The sequence below is a fragment of the Actinomycetota bacterium genome (assembly GCA_040757835.1).
Lineage (GTDB): Bacteria > Actinomycetota > Geothermincolia > Geothermincolales > RBG-13-55-18 > SURF-21.
In genome coordinates this window covers 71,443-91,047 of record JBFLWJ010000008.1, presented here as the reverse complement: position 1 = coordinate 91,047, position 19,605 = coordinate 71,443, and the positions used below count along the sequence as shown (strand labels likewise).

Here is a 19,605-nt window from a genome sequence, read left to right as displayed (position 1 = left end):
TCAGGGGATGACGATGCTGAATATGGAACCGCCGCCGTCGCGGGGTTCGTACCAGATGCGGCCGTCATGCGCCCTTACGATCTCCCAGGCGATGTAAAGGCCCAGCCCCATGCCGGTGGCTGAATGGTGCCGGGAGTCCTCCAGCTGGTAGAAACGCTCGAAGATGCTCTCGCGGTCCTTCTCCGGGACCCCCGCTCCGCGGTCCAGCACCGAGAGACAGATGCCCTCCTCGCAAGGCCCGGCCTCGATGCGTATGTTCGATGAGGGCGGAGAGTAGTGTGCGGCGTTGTCCAGGAGGATGAGCAGGGCATCGACGATCTGCTCCGGGTCCATCTCCCACTCCCCCAGTCCGTCGGAGAACTCCACCTCGAACACGTTGGGTGCGCCCTTCTCCTGCATCTGCCTGACCGCGCTGCGCACCAGGGGCTCGACCTCCACCAGCATCTTCTCGGCCACGAAGTGGCCCCGCTCGATGCGCGAGAGGTCGAGAAGGTCGTTGATGGTCTTGGCCATCTTGTCCGCTTTACTGTTGATGATACGTATCTTCTCCAGTTGGAAATCGTTGAGCTCCATGAGGTCGCCGAACTGGAAGGCGTCGGCGTAGCCCTTGATGATGGACAGGGGAGTGCGCAGCTCGTGGGAGGCGATGTCCACGAAATGGCGGATGCTCTCCTCGTGGGCGAGCCGCTCCTCCTCGATGGTCAGGGCGCGTGAGAGCATGCCCATGAGGTTGACGTCGTCACGGTTGAACGACCCCGGTTCGGTGGAGAAGAGGCAGAGCGAGCCGGCTATCTTGCCCCTCAAATGGGTGGGGTAGGCGAGGAAGGAGCGGAAACCTCCGGCGGTCGCGAAGGGGTCGCCCTCGTACGGCGTTCCCGCGATCTGCTCCACGCTCAAGGACGATTCGAGGCCCGCATTGATGAGGCCGTAACAGAGATAGCGCTCGGGGTCCTCGCAGACGATGAAGTCCCCCGCGGTTTCGGCGGAGTACACCAGCAGGCGGCCTTTGTCCATCCTCGCGTATATGAGGCCGAATCCCTCCAGGACCTCTGAGCCGGTGAGGACTATCTTCCTGATGTTCTCCAGGGGGTCCGGTCCGAGTTCGAGCAGGCACTGGTTGAACCTCTCCAGCCGCAGTTCCATATTCCGGTTCTCGGTGATGTCCCGCGCCACGTTGGTGAAGGCGATGATCAGCCCTTCATGGTTATAGAGGGGAGCGCCGGTGACGTCCCCGATGGCGACGCTGCCGTCCTTTCTGATGAAGCGCAGCTCGTCCCTGACCACTTCGCCCGCATACAGCCTCTGGATGTCCCGCATGGTCCGCTCGTAGTCGTCCGGATGCAGGATGTTCAGCTCCAGCATGTTGCGTCCTAGTATCTCGTGTTCCTCGTAGCCGATGAGCTCGCACGCCTTCTTGTTGACCCCGATGACCACGAAGTCCGTGTCGTAGGTGTAGATGGCCTCCCCGGTGAAATCGTAGATGAGGCGGTACTTCTCCTCTGACTCGCGCAGTGCCCCCTCCCATCTCTTGCGCTCGGTAATGTCGCGGGCATGCACGATCACGCCGTGCATGGATGGGTTGTCGAGGGCGTTTATCCCAAATGCCTCGTGGATGTGCCAGGTCCCATCCTTGTGCATCCAGCGGTATTCGGCGCGGGCCGCGGGAGCGCTTTCCCGGACGCCTTCGGTGAAGATGCTCATGGTATTGGCGATGTCATCGGGATGGATCAAGTCGAAGGCGCGTTGACCGATTATCTCCTCCGCCTCGTAGCCGGTGATGTTCTTGATGGAGGGGCTTACGTAGCGCAGCACGCCGTCCGCGTCGAGCACAGAGATAATGTCGTGGGTGTTCTCGGTGATGTAACGGAAGTACTCCTCGCTCCTGCGCAGGTCCTCTTCCAGGAGGCGGCGCTCGGTGATGTCGCGCGCGCTGATCACGATGCCCCTGACGCCGGGGTCGTGGAGGAGGTTATTGCCGACGGCCTCCAGCTCGCGCCAGGAGCCGTCGCGGTGCCGCACGCGCAGGGTGATGAGGCGGGAGAAGGTCTTGCTGTCCGTATGGGTGTAGTAGAAGCCGCGGGCGCGCTCGAGGTCATCGGGGTGGATGAACTCGAAGATGGTGGAGCCGGTGACCTCGGAGGGCGGGTAACCGAGGATGCGCTCGGCGGAGGGGCTGACGTAGTTGATGCTGCCGTCCCGTCCGACTAGCAGGATGAGGTCGAAGGAGTACTCCAGCAGGGACAGGGCGAAGCGTTCGCCGGGCTCGGGGCCGCCCTTCCGCCCGGGTGGCCGTGATCCGCCCGAGCCCGGCTGTGCCGGACCCGCGGTTCCGGCTGCCGGCTCGCCGGACCTCTTACCGCCCCTCTTAGAACGCTTCATACTCTACCCCGGGAACCAGCGCACGCCTGCTTCCGCCTGTCGTTGTATCGGACCTTGTCCGGCGGTCCTGATCCCTGTGCGATCTCCGCCGTGCATCATCGGTACTCGTACCACGAGGGAGGCTCGATGCCGGTGCCGAAGTCCACCGCGCTCCAGCCGGACGCCGTCTTCTCCATGACCACCAGGGGCGATTCCAGTTTCTCGCTTGTGCACACGGCTATACCCGCCGCCTGGTTGCCGTGGATGACGATGTTCTCGATCCTGAATTCCATGCCGGGCGCCGAGTTCTGTCTGACGAAGGCGAGCATGGCCGCCTCCACCTCGGCCAGCTCCCCTCCCGCGTCCTCCGCTTCCGCGACGGCATCCGCGTGCCCGTCCTCGTAGCCCTCTACCCAGCCCTGCTTATAGCCCGCCGCGTAGTCCTCGTCCAGGTCCGACGGCACCTCCACCCCGGGATCGTAGACGCCTTGCTTGCCGTCGGAAAAGCCCCGTTCGTATCCTCGTGCCTGCCCTTCCGAGATGCCCCTCTCGTACTCGGCGAGATCGACCTCCCCGCCGGTATGGCCGCCGTTTTCCTGGTCGCCTTCCTGCGATCCGCCACAGCCGCCCCCGAGGATCGTGAGGGAGAGCGACACCAGCAGGATGAGAAAGACAACAGTCCGTTTCACGGCGCCCTCCTTACGGCTCCGGGCCGTCGCTCGGACAAAACCGGCCATAACAGTATTCTACACCCCCTGGGACCCGGCCGATGGCTCGGGACCGCGGCCCATAGTGTCACAGCTGCATATACAACCTGGCCATACCGGGGCTTCCGAATATACCCATGAACTCCTCGTCGGTGTTCTCCTCCACGATGAAGAAACCGGCTTTCTCGTAAGCCCCCAGGGCGGGCGTGTTGCCGATGAGCATATTCAGCTCGGCGCTCGCAAAACCGCGTTCGCGTCCCCGCTCGAGTATCTCCCGCAGCAGGTCGCAGACGATCCCCCTGCCCCGGAATTCCGGGAAGACGGCGACGTGTTCGACCACCCAGGAGTCCTCGTAATGCTTGGGGTTCACGCGGTGGAAGGGTTGCAGGCGCGCGAACATGGCCTTGCCCTCGGCGCGGTCCGTGCCGATCTCGATATATGCTTCCTGCATCTTCCTGCCCCCTGACTCCAGCTCGTTGAAGCCGCACAGGCAGCCCGCGATGAGTCCGTCCGACTCGCTCACCAGGTAGTGGGAGTAGTGATACCACGACCGGGTCTGGGCGGTGAAGAGCGCGGCGAGCTTCGAGAGCCTGTCCTCCATGCTCCCCGGGAAAGTGAGGTCGTAGATGGAGGTCTCTACATGGCTCTTGCCCGCCAGGTACATGAGCCTGGCCACCGCGGAAGCGTCCTCGGGCCCCGCCGGCCGTATATGGTGTTCCATCCTGTTGACCTCCCCCGGCCCGTCCGTGGGGCCATTTGCGACCGGTCTTCCGCCATTCATTCTATCGTATAGAATGATGAGGTATAAGGAATCACGTCAGGCACGCCGGACTCACAGGTCGATCTTCACCAGCGCGGCGGCGGCGGTGAAGTAGAGGAAGGCCTCCCTCACCGGCTCGCCGGTGCACTTCTCCCACGCTTCGGAGTAGAGGCGCACCTGCGCCGCGTATCTTCTTGCCACCGCTTCCAGGCCCCCGCTCCCCGGGAGGTCGGTCTTGTAGTCGACCAGCACCCAACCCCCGTCCTCGCGGAAGACCAAGTCGATGGCCCCGCGCAGGATGGTGGGCACGGCCATGCCCTCCACCCACTGCGCCTGCAGCGGCACCTCCACGAACCGGGTCTCGCTCCGCAGGGCCCGGCGCCATATCTCGGAGTCGGTCACGGAGCGCGCGAGCGCCGCGGCCTGTGGCGCCAGGGATATCCCCAACCCCCCCTCGGCCAGGGCCGCCTCCGCCAACCGCACCAGGTCGGCCCCGGGCTCGGACATGGCCGTCTGCAGCAGCAGGTGGATGACCCCTCCCCATTCCACTCCGTGCTCCCCCCCAGGGATCGGCCGCGGCGTCTCGCCGTCCACGGCGGACTCAACCGGAACAGCATCCACTGGCAGGGAGAGGGAATGCTCCTTGAGGGGAAGGGCGTTGTAAGTCGGCGCGCACACGGCTCGCAGCCGGGAAGTGATCGCCGCCCCCGCTTCCGCTATCTCCTGCGGCGCCAGGGGCACCGTCTTTCTTACGGGTGCGGCCTGGGGGCCGGGGTCGGGGAGGTCGCGGCACTCATCCAGGAAAGGACCGAAATGGCACCAGGGGTTTCTCTCGTTGCCCTTGACCCGCTGGGAGACGATCATGGCCGACGCTGCGCGGGTAGCGGCCACGTAGCGCAGACGCAGGGCTTCTGCCCTCTCGAACGCCGCCTCTCTCTCCGCCAGGCGTTCCCAGTCAACCGGATGCGCCAGCAACTTCCCTCCCCGACGCCCCCTAGCCTCACCCGAGATGGAGAGATAGCCCGTGATCGTGTCCCCTGAGCGGTCGATATGCCTGTCCACCGGGAACTCGTTCTCCCCGGACGTATCGGCCAGAAAGACGACGGGGGCCTCCAGGCCCTTCACCTTATGCAGGTTCATGACGCGGACCGCGGGAAGGACACCAGAGAGGGCCGAGATGCCATCATGTTTCTCGGTGCTCTCCACCAGCGTGTCCAGGTACTCTACGAGCTGGGCCGCGCTCCACTGCTCCGTGCGCATGCCGCGCAACAGCTCCAGGGCCTTGCCGAGGCTCCCCGCCTGCATGTCCCCGCCGGGACGGGCGGCCGCCAGGGCGGGCAGGCCCAGGTCGGAGGCGATCCTCTCGCAGGCGCTCGCGTAGGGCAGGCGGGAGAGCCAGAGCGAATAGCGGGTCAGGCGCTTGAAGGCGTCCACGAAGGCCTCCACGTTCCGCGGCGCCAGGTCCGCGGGCAATGGGGAGCGGTAAGAGAAGACGCCCCCCGATTTCTTGAAGGCGTAGAGGTCGCTGTCGCTCAGGCCGAAGAGCTCGCTGCGCAGGGCCGCAACCAGGGCGACCGGATCGTCGGGGTGGACCACAGCCTGCAGGCAGGCCTTGAAGAGCCGCAACTCATCCAGCTCGTTGAGGGCGGTGCCGCCGGTCACCTGGTGGGGAATGCCGTAAAGCTGCAGGGCACGCGCGTAGGTACCCAGGAAGCCGGTGTTGCGGGTCACGACCATGAAATCACCCGGTCCCACTTCCATGCGCTGGCCGTCCTCGAGCTGCCTGCGGGCGCGCGGCACGGTCATGGCGCTGTCCAGGGCATGGCGGATGAAGCGCGCGATGAGATCCGCCTCAAACGCCGCGGCGGTCTCCTTGTTGGTGAATTCCTCCGGGACCTGCAGGCGGTAGAGGCCGCTAAGCATGCCGGTTGCGCCCTCCTCCCTGCCGGGACTGAGGCGCTCGTAACGGGGCGACTCCTCCGAATCGCTGGCGGGAAAACGCAGCATGGCCCCTCCCGGCGCATCGCATGTCCGCTCTCCCGGCTCGAAGACGCCGTTCACCCAGGCGATGAGGTCCGGGGCGGCGCGGAAGTTGGCGGACAGCCTGGCTTCCAGGCCCCCGCCCGCGAGGATGATCCTCTTGGCGTCGTTGTAGGTGGCGATATCGGCGCGGCGGAAACGGTAGATGGACTGCTTGGGGTCTCCCACCAGGAAGAGGGAGCCGGGCCGGGGGACGCAGGCCCGCCAGTCGGTCTCATCGGGATCGCTGGAGCAGAGCAGCATGATGACCTCGGCCTGGATGGGGTCGGTATCCTGGAACTCGTCCACCAGCAGGTGGGTGAAGCGGGACTGGAAGTAACGCCTGACGGCAGGGTTCTCCCTCAGCAGGGCGGCGGCCTTCATGAGCAGGTCCTGGAAATTGAGCTGGCCGCGTTCGCCGCGTAACTCGACATAGACGGCGCGGGCCGCGTGCAGGACAGGCATGACCGCGCCATACCGGAGTTCGCGCCAGGCCCTCAAGGCCGGCATGGCCACATCATCGCGGAAACGGTCCCAGCGTTCCATCTCGCCGAGGGCCTCCTCCTTCGAAAAGCCGCCGTTTTTGACCCACAAGGTATATCTGATCTGTGGCTTGGAATCGAAGAACTCCAGTGCCTCCATGAGCTGGTCGGGGCGGTCCAGGTCCTCGAAATGGGAGATGATGCGGGGCATGCGCAGGAGGGTGGGGACCAGGGTGTCGGTGCCGCACTCGAAGGAGAGCCGGGGCGCCAGTTCGGACATATGGGCGGTATAAATCCGGAGCTCGTCCCGTACACGTGCGAACTCCGGCTCCACCTTGTCTTCGGGTACCGGCCAGTCCTCCACATCCGGGAAGTCGGCGAAGCTTTCGAAAGCGGGGCGCAGTTCGGAGACCCCCAGGCCCAGTCCGCCCAATGCGTCGAGAAGACCGCGGGGGTCGCCGGCGATAAGCTCGGCCAGGAAGGCGTCCCACGCCTCCGCGCGCAGGCGCTTGTCTTCGTCCTCGTCGATCTCCTCGAAAGCGAGGTCAACGCCCGCTTCCACCGGCCGCTCCCGCAGCAGGCGGGCGCAGAAGGAATGGATAGTGCCGATGAAGCACTGCTCGATGTGGGTGAGCGCGGCCTCCAGGCGCTCTTTCTCCTCGTCCGCGGCTTCACGCACCGCCCTCTCCAGGGCCACCTGGAAGCGGGAGCGCAGCTCGGCGGCGGCCTTGCGGGTGAAGGTGACCGCGGCCATGGTGCGGACGCTCTCGCATCTGCCGGTGCGCAGCAGGGCCAGCATCCTCTCCATCATGCTCGTGGTCTTGCCGGTCCCCGCGGCGGCCTCCACGATGATATTGCGTTCGAGCTCGCTGACGATGAGTCCGCGCTGCTCTTGATCGGGGGGAAGCGGCGGGCCGGCCGCGCGGGCGATGCCCATCATCCGCCCCCCTTCTTCATGCTGCGCAGTTCCCGGAAGGGCGAGAGGGCAACGTTCTGCGCGTTGGCCAGTTTACGCTTCGTCTGTTCCAGCGTCCGCGGGATGTATCCGAAGGCGGCCCGGTAGTCGCTGTACCTCACGTCTTTTTCTTCATCCGTGAAGGAAAAACATCCCAGGGAGAGCATCTCGCAGAGGCGGTCGAGGATGTGTATGCCGTCGGCCAGGGCGGTGGCCGCCCATGCGATGCGCCTGCCGTGTTCCCGGGTGTTTGGGAAGAAGTATTGGAACGACTCGATCTCGGCGCCGGGGAAATCCTTTGACAGCAGGTACTGCGCCTGCATCAGATAGAGGAGGTTCTGTATGCATCGCCCCTGCTGGAAGGGATTGCCCTGGCTGTAGGGGTAACTGGAACCGGTCTTGTAATCGCACACGGAGAAGCGCGGGCTGCCGGCTCCCTCCAGCTCGTCGATGCGGTCGATATAGCCGCGCGTTCGGATCGTCTTTCCGCTCGGCAGCGCGATCTCTACCGGCTGCGGGGAATCGATGCGGTTTTCCCGTTCCTCCACGTCAAACCCTACCGCCACCTCGAAGAACCGCGGGCGCCATTCGCGGCAGTACCCCTCTTCTTCCTGCAGGAAGATACGGGCGGTGCGGCGCAGGTCCTCGATCTCCCTCTCGTGGACCTCGCGGTTGGGGGGCGGTTTGCGCCGAGTCCATGCACGGATCTCATCGTCGAGGAGCTTCCGCAGCAGGCCCCAGTCTTTCTCCAGCACGGGGCGGCGCTCCTCCTCGCATAAGCGCAGGAGGAATGCGTGAAACACGGCGTGGAGCAGCCCGCCTTTTTCGGTCGGCTCCAGCCAGGCGGTAGGGTCTAAGGGATATTCCTCGGGTGGCTCTATCCCCAGGACGTAGGAGAAGAAATATTCCAGGGGGCAGCTGCCCAATGTCTGCAGTCGGCTCGCCGAGAGCACAGGACCGCCGGGCGCAGCCGGGTCCAGGTCCTGGCCCGCCTCGGGCACGTAGCCGTCGTAGGCGGTAAAGAGGTCGCTCTCCCTGGCCCGCCGCGCCTCCATGCCCCGGCCCAGGTGGGGGAAGGCCAGGGCGACGGTCCCCTCGGGGTCCTGCGGAGCGGGTTCGCCGCACAGGCGGCAGAGCCACCACTCCGAGCTGTTCAGGCAGTCGACGGGGTCCCGGGGGGCGAAGGACGCGGGTTCGGGGAGCCAGGCCAGAAGGTCGTCCTGCACGCCCTCGCGGTTGCCGCTGACGATGCGGTAGGCCGCGAGGAGCACCGGGCTGGGGAACATATCGCTGTCATCCCCGAGATCGCGGCAGCTGTAGCTCAGGGTAACGGAGCCCCGCAATCCGGCCGCCAGGCGAGCGAAGTCATCCAGGCTGGCCGCGAGTCGCTCCGCCGCGGTTGAGAGGTCCGGGGAGATGGCCGCCCGTTCCGTGTCCAGGAGGAGGGGGTCCTGCAGGCCGGTCCCGGGAAAGCGCCCGTCGTCGAGGCCGACGATGAAGGTGTGCGGGCGCCCGGAGTGGCCTCCACCCGCCAGGGGGGCCACGTAAAGACAACCTGGCCGCGGTCCCTTGCCCTCCACGCGGGCCGAGCGGGCCAGGTCCTCGAGCCAGCCGTTGATATCCTGCGGGGGAGCGGTCACGCCCTCCGTCCGCAGGAGTGAAGCGAGCTCCCTGATCCCGTCGAGCAGCCGCAGCCGGCTGTAATCGTCCATCTCGCTGACCACGCGCGCACGCGCGACCAGGAAATCCTCGGCCGCGCGCAGCAGGCCGGACCCGGCCTGCGCGGCCGCGGGGATGCCGTCCAGCAGCCCCTCCACCATCCCGCGCAGCACGCCCAGCATCTTCTCGCGCCGCTCCAGGTGTTCCGGGCGCTCCACGTCCTCTTCGCCGTCTTCCTCGAGGGCGCGATGTGCTCTCCGCCACACGAGCGATTCAAGCTCGGCATCGATGGCCGCCAGGTAGCGCTCGCGTCCCTTGCCGATGGGCAGGGCGCGCAGAATGCCCCCCAGCCGGGAGAAGCTCCAGCCATCCGGGAGGTCCTCGCCGGGGGAGAGGAGCCCTTCCTGTACCATCCTCACCAGGGTAGGTTGGGGAAAACCATCCTCGATCCATGAGAGCCAGGCGGCGAGGGCGCGCCCCGGGCGCGAGTAGAGCACGGGTATGCCCTCGGCGAAGGTGACGGGCAGCAGGTCCCCGTCTTCCCCGCTGACGGCGGAGCAGATCTCGTGGAAGAGCGGCACGTAGGTGGCGGTGTCGGTATGCAGCACCTCGACCCGGTCATAGGGGATACCCCGGGCGCCGCAGCGCCGCAGCACCTCGCGCACCTCGTTTGCCTCTCCCACGGCCCGGAACATCCTGACGCTGCCGTCATCTCCGGCGGCCGGTGCCTCGCGTGGGGCGGGGATCCAGGCGAGCAGGGCCGCGTTGCCGCTTTCGCCGCCTCGTTCCTCGCATGGGCGGTCAGAGGGGATCACGAGGCGTTTCTCCTCCGGGACCGCCTCCCACATGCGGCGCTCCAGGCCGCGCAGCTCATCCACCAGGTCCCGGGAAGCGGCCACCAGGCAGTGCGCAGGCAGGGCCGCCGAGTCGGTCTCGAGGCGCTGTGCCGCCAGGCGTATGGCCCCGGCCAGGTCTATGAGACCGCGGGTGGACAGCTCCTCTTCGTAGGCGGTGAGAAGCGAGATGATCTCCATCCCTTTCTGCGCGACCTCGAAGTGACGGATGGAGAGGTCGCTTGCCTCGAGCCCGCAGCGGCGCAGGGCGCCCAGGGTGGAGACGGCGGCACGGACCAGCCCGGGGCTGGCCTCCAGGTGTGCCAGATAGCCGCCGCCACGGCGCAAGCGAACGAGGAGGCCGGCGGCGAGCAACTCCATCCTCATCCCACCGAGCAGGGTCAGGCCTTGCCGCTCCATCTCCGGGGCCGCTAGCTCCAGGGCCATGGCGGATGTGGTTTTCACGCGCACGTTGAGTGCGGGCTGGCCGCACCGCGACACCGTATCCAGCCACTGGTACCCCGTGCGCAAGGAGGGGGCCAGCAGCCATTTCTCCTCGTAGACGCGGGACGCGCACAGCTCCCGCAGACCCTCCGCCAGGCGGTTGATCCCGTGCTCCAACATGTATCCTTCCTGGTAGAACCCATATGCTTTCGGGAAGGCCGGGCCTTCCCCCGATCTCAAGAATACTACGCGGCAGCGACATCCCGTGCGTGGTGGTGATGCGGCCGCGGGCGTGGCATAATGCAGGGGACGGGATTCGCGCTGCGGGTCTTTCGTCCCGGTAGGAGGGGTGCCGGTCAGGGGAGGGCAGCATGCGGAAAAAAGAGGCACTCATCTACGGCGCGGGCATGAGCGGCATGGTCGCCGCCATCAACCTGGCGCGGGAAGACTACCGGGTGGTGATCCGGGAGACCGAGGACTCCTACGGCGGCACCAAGGCCTACAATCCCTCCACCCACGTCACCCCCATCGATATCGAAAAGACATCGCGGTACATCGGCATCGACGTGGGCCCCGTCTTCCACGCCCTGCTGCGCTGCCCCGCCTACCTGCACGATACCGCGTTCCAGTTCCCTGTCTACGAGGTCTTCGGGGTGGAGAGGGGTGACCGTCCGGGCAGCCTGGACACCCTGCTCTACCGGGAGTGCCTGGAGCTGGGGGTGGAGTTCGAGTTCTCGTCGCCGCTGCGGGAGGAGGACGTGCCCAGGCTCAAGCCCGGCACCATCATCGCCTGCGGCCTCGTGCCCAAGGCGTACAAGATGCTGGACGTCCCTTTCCTGCCGGTTCATATGTGGCTGTCGCGGGGAGAGATCGGCTTCACCGACCTGGCCTGGTTGTGGTTCGACGAGAGCATCACCGAGTACGGCTACCTGTCTGCGGTGAACAACTACTACTTCGACCTGCTCTTCTCGTTCGGGAAGCGGGTGGACGAGAGGGGCCTGGAGAGGTACAAGGACTTCATGGTGCGCAACGAGGGCGTGGAGCACGACGAGTGGGAATACCAGACGTCCGCCGTCCCCCTGGCGAGGGCGGACAATTACCGGCTCTTCCGCGACGGGTTGATCATGTGCGGCACCATGTCCGGGGCCATCGACCCCTTCATGGGCTTCGGGATCAGCGGGGCACTGGTCACCGGCAAAGTGGCCGCCATGGCCGTGTCGGACCCGGCCGCCGCCCAGGCGGAGTTCGACCGCTTCCTGGCGGGGTTCCGCCGCAGCTTCTACCTGAAGGAGCTGTGGAAGCGCTTCGTCCGCCCCAACGTGCGGCGCATGGAGAGGCACGTCCAGTTCGTCGGCGCGGAGCGGATGGACCGCATCGTGAAGCTCACCGAGCGCGAGAAGCCGCTGCTGCCGCTGCCCTTCGGCACACCCGGCTTCGGCCACGCCAACATCTATAAGGGATGAGGCCCGGGCGGTTGCGTAACCGCCTGCCCGGTTCTCTCATCGACGGTACCGGCTTGAGAAGCGGTGCTCCCGAGGGGTTCCCTACGCGATGAGCTGGGCCGACAGCACCAGCCGCTGTATCTGGTTGGTCCCCTCCACGATCTGCAGGATCTTGGCGTCGCGGAAGAACTTCTCCACCAGGTACTCCTTCATGTATCCGTAGCCGCCGTGGATCTGCACCGCGTCCGTGCACACCTCCATGGCCACGTCGGTGCCGACGTACTTGGCCATGGACGACTCCTTGATGGCGTCCATCTTGTTGTCCAGCATCCAGGCGGCGCGGTGGCAGAGCAGGCGGGCGTAGTCCACCTTGGTGGCCATGTCCGCGAGCATGAAGGCGATGGACTGCTGGCGGCAGATGGGTTTGCCGAACTGCACCCGCTGCTTTGAGTAGGCCAGGGCCTCCTCGAAGGCGGCGCGCGCCAGGCCCACGCCGATGGCCCCAACGCCGGGGCGGGAGGTGTCAAGGGTCTCCATGGCCACGTAGAAGCCCTGCCCCTCGCCGCGCAGGATGTTGGCGGCCGGTACCCGCACGTCCTCCAGGACGAGCTCAGCGGTCTGGGAGGCGCGCATGCCCATCTTGTGCTCGATCTTGCCGATGGAGAAGCCGGGGGTGTCGGCATCCACGATGAAGGCGGTGATGCCCTGGTATTTCCGCTCCGGGTCCACGGTGGCGAAGATGGTGTAGAAGTCCGAGATGCCGCCGTTGGTGATGAAGCACTTCCCGCCGTTTATAACGTAGTCGTCGCCGTCGCGCACCGCCCGGGTCTTGAGGGAGGCGGCGTCGGAGCCGGCCTCCGGCTCGGTCAGGCCGAAAGCGCACAGGCGCGGGTTGTCCGGGTCGGTGAGGCGGGGAAGGTACGTCTTCTTCTGCTCCTCGCTGCCGGCCAGGAGGACGGGGAGGATGGCGATCTGGTTGAGGGCGATGGCCGACGCGATGCCGACGCAACCCCATCCCAGTTCCTCGATGACGATGGTATTGTCCAACATGCCGAGGCCGGGACCGCCGTACTCCTCGGGCACGCCGGAATAGGTCAGCTCCAGTATGGCCGCCTTGCGCACCACGTCCCAGGCGAATTCGCCCGATTCGTCATGCTGCATGGAGACCGGCCTGATCTCGTTGGCCGCGAACTCGTGCACCGTCTGCTTCAGGGCTTTCTGTTCGTCATTGAGCGTGAAGTCCATCTCCTACCTCCTTGGTCAAGCTCCGGGCATGCGGCATGATCGTTTCCGTTGGATTTCCTCGTCGAACCGAGGCGGCAACGCGGCCTCTCAAAGAAACTTTCGACGTAGGCGGTCAGGCATCCAGCGAGGCCGTTACAATTATCGTCCAGGCCGCGGCGCCGTTCAACTTACCTGTGTTAAAGCCGCACCACGACTAAAGATTTTCAACTGCTGATCTCGATGTGGTAGGTCTTGCGCGAGAGTAGCTGCGGGAAGGCCTTCACCGCCACGTTGCCCAGCATGCGCAGGGTGCGTTTCGGCGCGGGTAGACAGGGCGCCTCCCCCATAGCCTCCTGCAGGTACTCCAGCAGGTGCCGCACCGGCTGGCGGGTGGGGTAGAGCCAGCGCATCATCGCCAGGGTGAGGTGGCAGCCCGTGCAGTAAGTGGCCAGCTCGTCCGCGCCGGTCTTCGCCGCCGCGTGAAGCTCCTTCACCGCCGCGAAGTACATATCGTCGGGGCGGTAGCGGTTGCACCCCGCCGCCATGCCGCAACACAGGCCCTCGTCGGGGTTGCGCACCATCTCGCGCGTCTCCAGCCCCATGAGCTCGTAGAGCCGGCGCGCCGAGGCCGTTATCTCCCCGCCCAGGATGCGCCCGTGGCAGGAGTCGTGCACGGCCACGGAACGGCCCAGGCTCCGCTTGATCTCGATCTCGCCCGCCTCCACCTTCTCCAGCAGGTATTCGCCGAGGAACTTCGTCTGGAAGGGCAGCTCCGCTCCGAAGGAGCCCGGCAGGACGTTGCGGAACATGTTGAGCCCGGCGGGGCAGACGAAGAGCATGGTGCCGATGTCCCGGCCGCGGTAGTGGGCGGTGAGCTTCTCGGCCACCTTCTCCACCACGTCGAAGAGGCCCATGCGGAAGTACATCTCGCCGCAGCAGAGGTCGTAGTCGCCGGAAACCGTCACGCCTTCCATGTATGGGCCCTTGAGGAGGTGGGGCATGGTGAGGGCGTTGCAGCCGGGGTAGAGCACCAGCTCGCCCTCGGGAGGGGTGCCCTGCCACTCGCGCAGCAGCGCCTGCTCCCACGGCTGCATTGTCCTGATCATGTCGGTGCGGAAGTTGGGGATGGAGGCGGGCATGAGGTAGGAGGCCCGCACCGGCAGGCCCCGCTCGCGGTAGCGCCGGTGCCAGCTCGAGGTGATGAGCTCGTAGGGGCGGCAGTCGTTGCGGCAGAAGGCGTCGCAGGCGTAACAACTGATGCACTTGCGGTGCACCACGCGGGTGGGCTCACCCGCCCGCATGCGCTTCATCTCCTCGACGGCCTCGGCCCTGCCCAGGTTCATGTAGCGGCAGCGCGAGAGGCAGTCGCCGCAGAGGTCGCAGTCGTCGTAACGGAAGAAATCGTACCTGTCATCATCCGCCATGTCACACCCCCCTTGTTCCAATGGCACTTCCGGGGTCAGCTCTTATCCATGCCGCAAGCCGTTCAATGGGGCGCGGGCCGGGGTTGACCCCAAACGTGCCGCCGCGCCGTACGCCGCCACCGCCGCCTTGAAGCCGAGGGAGACGGTCTTCCGCGTGGCCCGGTTCTGGACCACCGGGCTACGGTAGAGGGCTGTCAGGGCCCGCATGCGAAGGCGGTCCCAGCGCGGCAGCCCGGGCAGCGGCTGCATCTCGGGAGAGATGCGGGCGGGTTGGAAGCTCCCGCGGTGGCCCGGGAAGAGGGCGTACTTGAGCAGGTGGTTGCTGATCACCGCCATCATCTCCCAGGCCCTCTCCTCGTGGCGGCGCGCCGGCTCTCCGCCCGCGGCCATCTCCACCAGCTCCGCGGGGTGGTAGAAGGGCATCTCGGCCCCGGCCATCTCCTTGATCACCGAGAGGATGAAGAGGCAGGCGGGGCAGTAGACGACCGCCGCGTCCGCCCCCGTGGCCTCGATCTCCTTCAGCCTGCGGTAGCCCGAGGACATGATGTCCATGACCCGGAAACGGGAGGCCGCCGCGCCGAAGCCGCAGCACAGGGAGTTCTTGCGGTTGTGCCGCATCTCCACGATATCGCAGCCGGTGCGCCGCACGATCTCGCGGTTGACCTCCTGCAGCCTCCCGCCCTCCATCTTGGAGAGGCAGTTGTCGTGCACGGTCACGCGCATGCCCAGCTCTCTCACGGGGACGATCTCCCCGGCCCGAAGCCTTTCCAGCAGCCAGTCGTCCAGGGCCACCACCTCGAAGCCGAAGCGGGCCCCGAACCGCTCGGGCAGGATATGTTTGAGCACCATCCCCTCGGCGCTCATGGAGCAGACCACTTTCTTAACGCCCATCTCCCCGAAGACCTTCTCCAGGCGGCGCGCTATCTGCTCCACCATGTCGAAGCGCCCCGTCTTGTAGATGTCCCCCGCGCAGCCGAAGAGGGCCTCCGAGCCGGCCACCCTGGGCAGGTCCGCGAGGACCTCCGCCTGCAGGATGTACGGCACCACGCTGGTGTAGAAGCCGGTGAGGCAGATCTCGTCGCGGGGGCTGAAGTCGTCCCAGGAGCGCAGCAGCGCCAGCTCTTCCTCGGGCATCACCGCCTTGAGGGAGGACCAGATGTTGCACGGCTCGGACGGGGTCACCAGGCGGGCGGTGGTGGGCAGGCCCCCCCGGCGCCTCTCGCTCCAGCGCTCCAGCACCAGTTCGTAGGGGTCGGCTCCGTTGGGGCAAACGGCGTCGCAGGTGTGGCAGGTGTTGCACGCGTCGAGGGCGAGCGATTCGCCCTCCTCGATGAGCCTGGTGATCTCCCGCTTCGCCGCCTCTTGCGGCAGCTCCAGGTAGGGACAGGCGGCGAAGCAGTCGCCGCAGCGGTCGCAGAGGTCCTCGCGGAAGAAGCGGAATCGCCGTTCATGCATCTCTTCTACCCCCATATGCCTTCCTGCGTTCAACCGGTTCCAGGCCTGCCGGCCGGGGATCACCTGGAGGATCAGCCATCCACTGCCGGCGGCACCTCCGGTATCTCCGGGATGCGGTACCTCTTCCGGGACAGGGTGATGGGTCCCTGGTTGCGCAGGGTGCCCGCAAGGAAAGCCCGGGCACGCCATTTCATGGGATGCCGGGGTTCCTCCCCCAGGGCCATGGAGAGCATCTCCAGGACGTGATAGACGGGCCCGCCCAGGGGCATGAGCACCCGGCCGGTGGAGAGCATCTGCAGGCAGCCCGCGCAGTAACCCACGGTGTAATCGGCCCCGGTGCCCCGCGCCTGCAGCAGGCTCTTCAGGGTGGCCAGGGTGATGTCCATGATGTGGTAGCCTGAGGTTGGCGGGAATCCCCCCGCGATGCCGCAGCAGAGCGCACAGTCCCCCCGCTTCTTCTCCTCCACCACCTCCATGCCGGTCAGCTCTAGGATACGACGCGGGACGTCCATGTATTCATCCCCCAGCTGCTTGCCGTAGCAGGACTCCTGGATGGTGGCGGTGCCCTCGAGCTTCTTCACGATCTCCAGTTCTCCCGACTCCAGCTTCGCGAGGATCACCGGAAGGTAGGGCCGCACCTCGAAGTCGAAGTCGACGCCGTAGGCTGGGAGCACGTTCATGAACATGTTGCATCCCGCGGTGCACAGGATATTCACGCGCTTTACACCCAGGGTCTTGAAGTATCTCTCCAGGCGGCGGGCCACCTTCTGCACCTCGTCGAAGAGGCCCATGCGGTAGTAGGTCTCGCCGCAGCAGTAGTCGAGGGTGCCGCGGATGTCCAGCCCCTCCAGGGCCCTGGTGCGGGTGAGGAAGGGGGCGGTGATGATGTTGCACCCGGGGTAGAGGACCTCCTCGGTCGGGGAGTGGTCGGCCCACTTGCGCAGCAGCTCCCGCTCGTCCGCGGGCATCCTGGCCACCACGTAGGTGCGGAAGTTCAGCTCCTCGTGGGGGGAGTAGTACCTGGCCCGGACCGGGAGGCCTTCGCGCAGGTAATGCTCGTGCCAGCGCTGCAGCACCAGTTCCGTGGGGTTGCACCCCTCGGGGCAGATATGGTCGCAGGCGAAGCAGCTGGCGCACTTGCGCAGCACATGCCGCGTGGGCTCCCCGGCGATGAGGCGCGCGATCTCCTCCCGCGCCGTCTTCACCGGCAGGCCCATCACCGGGCACTCGCCGAAGCACAGGCCGCAGCGGGTGCATGCCTCCTCGTCGAACTGCTTTGCTGGCTTGAGCGTCTCCATCCGAAACCTCCCTGGCAATGGAAAAGACCCACTGAGGCACGACGCGGTTTGCGGGAAAGCGGGCTTCGCAGGCCTCTATATATTAGCAAATCGAGTAGGGAGGGGTCTCGGCGGCATCGAAGAAGACCGCCTAGAAGGTCGGGCCGGTTGGCGTAAACCCGCCTCACGAGGATATTCTCAACCCGCCCTTGCAGCCCGGAAACCACGAAAGCCTGAGAGCCCGAGGGCGGAGAGAGCAGAAGAAGAGTCCCGGCCTCCCCTAAGCAGATGCCAGGCGGCCGCGGCCTAGCTGCGCGGCTTCTCGTAGACGGGCTTTCCGTCCACGAAGGTCATGTCCACGAAGCCCTCGAGCTTTCCCAGTTCCATCTCGTGGGTGAGCATGAACCACCAGGAGCTGACCTTGAGGGGGCTGGTGTTCCAGAGCACGAAGTCGGCGCGCTTGCCAGGCTCGAGCGAACCGATCTTTTCTTCCATCTTCAGCGCGCGCGCGGAGTCGATGGTCCAGTGCCTGACGGCGTCCTCTATGTCGATCTTCTCCTCCGGCGCCCAGTCGGTCTTGCCCTTGTAGTTCATCCTGGTGGTGGCGAGGAGGAGGCCGTAAAAGGGGTTAAGGGGGCTGTTGCACCAGTCGCTCCCGAAGGAGACCGGCACCCCCGCCTTCTCCAGGCTGCGCCAGGGGTGCCAGCCCTGCATCCTCTCGTGCCCCAGGAGCCGCTCTACGACCTCGTCGCCGAAGGAATGCGCAGGCTGCATGGCGGCTTGCATGCCGAGGCGGGCCATCCTCTCCCGGTCCGGCGGGGTGGGGAACTCGCAGTGCTCGATGCGGTGGCGCGAGTCCCAGGCGCCGTTGAGCCCACGCGCCCGCTCGATGGAGTTGATAACGCGGCGGATGCCGGCGTCGCCGCAGGCGTGGGTGCAGGCCTGCAGTCCCATGGCGTCGACGATCTCGATGACGCGGTCGAAATCCTCCTGGGTCCAGTCCGGCCTGCCGTAGTAGCCGGGATCGTCCGTATAGGGTTCGAGCTGGAACGAGGTGCGGTTGCCCACGGTGCCGTCGATGTAGAACTTCACGGAGCGGCCGAGGGCCAGGCGCCCGTCCGATTCTCCGCCCATGTCCATCCACCAGGCCAGGTCCTCACGCAGCCTGCCCTCGTCCTCGAGGTCGTGGGGGTCCACGTAGAGGGAGCCGCGCAGGCGCACCTTGTCGAAGATGCCGCGCTCCCGGTACGCGAGCACGTAAGGCACGAAGGGGCGGTAGAACTGTACGTCGTCCATGGCGGTCACCCCCACCGAGACCGCCTCGTCCATCACCGCGGCGATAGCCTCCGGCACGGCGGATTCGAAGACGGGGGCTATCTCCTCCTCGCCGAAGAAATCGAGCGGGGAGAAGGAGTGGAAGTGGTCCAGGGCTCCGGTGCAGGTCCCGGAAGCATCGAGCCTGGGCGCCAGACGCCGCAGCGCCTGGGGATTGCGCTCCCCGAGCAGCTCGGCGGCGCGGGTGTTGAGCCACCCGCACTGGCCGCAGATGGACATGAGCAGTACCGGCCGGTCCGTGACCACCCTGTCCAGGACCGCGCGGTCGGGAGATCCGCCCGGGGCGTATTCGAACCTCCAGCCCACGCCGGACACGAAGGGGAGGTCGGGATGGGCGCGGGACTGCTCGAGGACCATCTCGAGCATCTCGTCCAGGTTCTCGGCTTCCATGAGACGCTTGGTCATAAAGGCCATCATGCCGCCGATCCACACCACGTGGCAGTGGTTGTCGATGAACCCCGGGGTGAGGACCCTGCCCCTGCCGTCGATTACCCGCGTGTCCGGTCCCACGTGTACCGCCGCCCCGCGGGCATCGCCCACATAGACGATACTCCCGTCCCTCACTGCCACGGCGCCCGCCCGCGGATTGGCGCGGTCGCAGGTGAAGACGTCCGCGTTTGCGACCACGAGGTCGGCGGGATCGGAGCCGTCACGCTTGAAAGGAGACCCGAATATCGACCACGAAAAGCGATCCAGAAACATCTCGCACCTCCTGGTTGGGCACCGCTGCAGAGTCCGGGATGGACCAGCGTCCACCCTTCTTCTTGTCTTCGGTGCCGGAGGAGATGCCCTTGAGACGTGGCCCATTTGGGGTCCGGCCCGTGCCGCAAGCGAGCGGACCCTGGCACCATGCGGGCCTGACCCCGGGCGTGCCGCGATGGAGATGGGAACGGAAGCTCAGGTCCTGCAGAAGCAACGGACGGGCTTAGACGCGATCATGGATGCGAAACATCCGTTGCAGGAGGTGCAGGACGCCTCCTCCTTCCCCGCCTCGAACCTTCTGGCCAGGTCGGGTTCCCGGATGAAAGGGCGGGAGAGGGAGATGAGGTCGGCGCTCCCGTCCTCCAGCACCTCTTCCAGAACCTCCATCACCTCGCCGTTCTCCGCGGCCATGGATTCCGTAGTGGCGGAATGGACGAAGCGGTTCCTTATCTCCAGGTTCCCTATTTGCAAGGGCGAGAGGAGTACCGACATAAGGACCCCCTCTATTATTCTCCCGCAATCTGGTTAT

12 protein-coding genes are annotated in these 19,605 nt (G+C 66.1%); 1 reads left to right on the top strand and 11 read right to left on the bottom strand.

Features of this window, described 5'->3' with window-relative positions; genetic code table 11:
- The 5 genes from AB1384_08585 to AB1384_08565 all read right to left on the bottom strand — a co-directional run bounded on the left by AB1384_08585 (window position 1) and on the right by AB1384_08565 (window position 10,397).
- Window positions 1-2,379 carry a PAS domain S-box protein gene (locus AB1384_08585; protein ID MEW6554326.1) on the bottom strand — a complete coding sequence of 793 codons (2,379 nt, stop codon included), beginning with the start codon at window positions 2,377-2,379 and terminating at the stop codon, window positions 1-3.
- 95 nt (window positions 2,380-2,474) lie between these two features.
- Window positions 2,475-3,047: a hypothetical protein gene (locus AB1384_08580; protein ID MEW6554325.1), complete on the bottom strand. Its 573-nt coding sequence runs from the start codon at window positions 3,045-3,047 to the stop codon at window positions 2,475-2,477.
- 106 nt (window positions 3,048-3,153) lie between these two features.
- Window positions 3,154-3,786, bottom strand: a complete 633-nt coding sequence (locus AB1384_08575) for a GNAT family N-acetyltransferase (protein MEW6554324.1) — start codon at window positions 3,784-3,786, stop codon at window positions 3,154-3,156.
- 111 nt (window positions 3,787-3,897) lie between these two features.
- Window positions 3,898-7,266 (bottom strand): UvrD-helicase domain-containing protein, encoded by a 3,369-nt coding sequence (locus AB1384_08570; GenBank protein MEW6554323.1) that lies wholly within the window; start codon window positions 7,264-7,266, stop codon window positions 3,898-3,900.
- Window positions 7,263-10,397: a PD-(D/E)XK nuclease family protein gene (locus tag AB1384_08565; GenBank protein MEW6554322.1), complete on the bottom strand. Its 3,135-nt coding sequence runs from the start codon at window positions 10,395-10,397 to the stop codon at window positions 7,263-7,265. The genes AB1384_08570 and AB1384_08565 overlap by 4 nt, the downstream gene beginning before the upstream one ends.
- A gap of 191 nt (window positions 10,398-10,588) precedes the next feature.
- On the opposite strand from AB1384_08565, the gene AB1384_08560 reads away from it, so the two are divergent.
- Window positions 10,589-11,680, top strand: a complete 1,092-nt coding sequence (locus AB1384_08560) for an NAD(P)-binding protein (protein ID MEW6554321.1) — start codon at window positions 10,589-10,591, stop codon at window positions 11,678-11,680.
- A gap of 81 nt (window positions 11,681-11,761) precedes the next feature.
- On the opposite strand, the gene AB1384_08555 is transcribed toward AB1384_08560, so the two are convergent.
- The 6 genes from AB1384_08555 to AB1384_08530 form a co-directional block, all read right to left on the bottom strand.
- Window positions 11,762-12,904: an acyl-CoA dehydrogenase family protein gene (locus AB1384_08555; GenBank protein ID MEW6554320.1), complete on the bottom strand. Its 1,143-nt coding sequence runs from the start codon at window positions 12,902-12,904 to the stop codon at window positions 11,762-11,764.
- Window positions 12,905-13,107: 203 nt separating this feature from the next.
- Window positions 13,108-14,307: a (Fe-S)-binding protein gene (locus AB1384_08550; GenBank protein MEW6554319.1), complete on the bottom strand. Its 1,200-nt coding sequence runs from the start codon at window positions 14,305-14,307 to the stop codon at window positions 13,108-13,110.
- A gap of 42 nt (window positions 14,308-14,349) precedes the next feature.
- Complete coding sequence (locus AB1384_08545; GenBank protein MEW6554318.1) at window positions 14,350-15,777, bottom strand: (Fe-S)-binding protein; 1,428 nt, start codon at window positions 15,775-15,777, stop codon at window positions 14,350-14,352.
- Between the two features lie 56 nt (window positions 15,778-15,833).
- Window positions 15,834-17,060 carry a (Fe-S)-binding protein gene (locus AB1384_08540; GenBank protein ID MEW6554317.1) on the bottom strand — a complete coding sequence of 409 codons (1,227 nt, stop codon included), beginning with the start codon at window positions 17,058-17,060 and terminating at the stop codon, window positions 15,834-15,836.
- A gap of 285 nt (window positions 17,061-17,345) precedes the next feature.
- The gene (locus AB1384_08535) at window positions 17,346-19,076 is read right to left on the bottom strand and encodes an amidohydrolase family protein (GenBank protein ID MEW6554316.1); all 1,731 of its coding nucleotides are present in this window, start codon (window positions 19,074-19,076) and stop codon (window positions 17,346-17,348) included.
- 195 nt (window positions 19,077-19,271) lie between these two features.
- The gene (locus AB1384_08530) at window positions 19,272-19,568 is read right to left on the bottom strand and encodes a hypothetical protein (protein ID MEW6554315.1); all 297 of its coding nucleotides are present in this window, start codon (window positions 19,566-19,568) and stop codon (window positions 19,272-19,274) included.
- Between the last annotated feature and the right edge of the window lie 37 nt (window positions 19,569-19,605).

What these genes read in the sequence shown, in the direction of transcription:
- AB1384_08585 (MEW6554326.1), bottom strand. Translation starts at nt 2,379, where the DNA reads ATGAAGCGTTCTAAGAGGGGCGGTAAGAGGTCCGGCGAGCCGGCAGCC.
- AB1384_08575 (MEW6554324.1), bottom strand. Translation starts at nt 3,786, where the DNA reads ATGGAACACCATATACGGCCGGCGGGGCCCGAGGACGCTTCCGCGGTG.
- AB1384_08570 (MEW6554323.1), bottom strand. Translation starts at nt 7,266, where the DNA reads ATGATGGGCATCGCCCGCGCGGCCGGCCCGCCGCTTCCCCCCGATCAA.
- AB1384_08565 (MEW6554322.1), bottom strand. Translation starts at nt 10,397, where the DNA reads ATGTTGGAGCACGGGATCAACCGCCTGGCGGAGGGTCTGCGGGAGCTG.
- AB1384_08560 (MEW6554321.1), top strand. Translation starts at nt 10,589, where the DNA reads ATGCGGAAAAAAGAGGCACTCATCTACGGCGCGGGCATGAGCGGCATG.
- AB1384_08555 (MEW6554320.1), bottom strand. Translation starts at nt 12,904, where the DNA reads ATGGACTTCACGCTCAATGACGAACAGAAAGCCCTGAAGCAGACGGTG.
- AB1384_08550 (MEW6554319.1), bottom strand. Translation starts at nt 14,307, where the DNA reads ATGGCGGATGATGACAGGTACGATTTCTTCCGTTACGACGACTGCGAC.
- AB1384_08545 (MEW6554318.1), bottom strand. Translation starts at nt 15,777, where the DNA reads ATGGGGGTAGAAGAGATGCATGAACGGCGATTCCGCTTCTTCCGCGAG.
- AB1384_08540 (MEW6554317.1), bottom strand. Translation starts at nt 17,060, where the DNA reads ATGGAGACGCTCAAGCCAGCAAAGCAGTTCGACGAGGAGGCATGCACC.
- AB1384_08535 (MEW6554316.1), bottom strand. Translation starts at nt 19,076, where the DNA reads ATGTTTCTGGATCGCTTTTCGTGGTCGATATTCGGGTCTCCTTTCAAG.
- AB1384_08530 (MEW6554315.1), bottom strand. Translation starts at nt 19,568, where the DNA reads ATGTCGGTACTCCTCTCGCCCTTGCAAATAGGGAACCTGGAGATAAGG.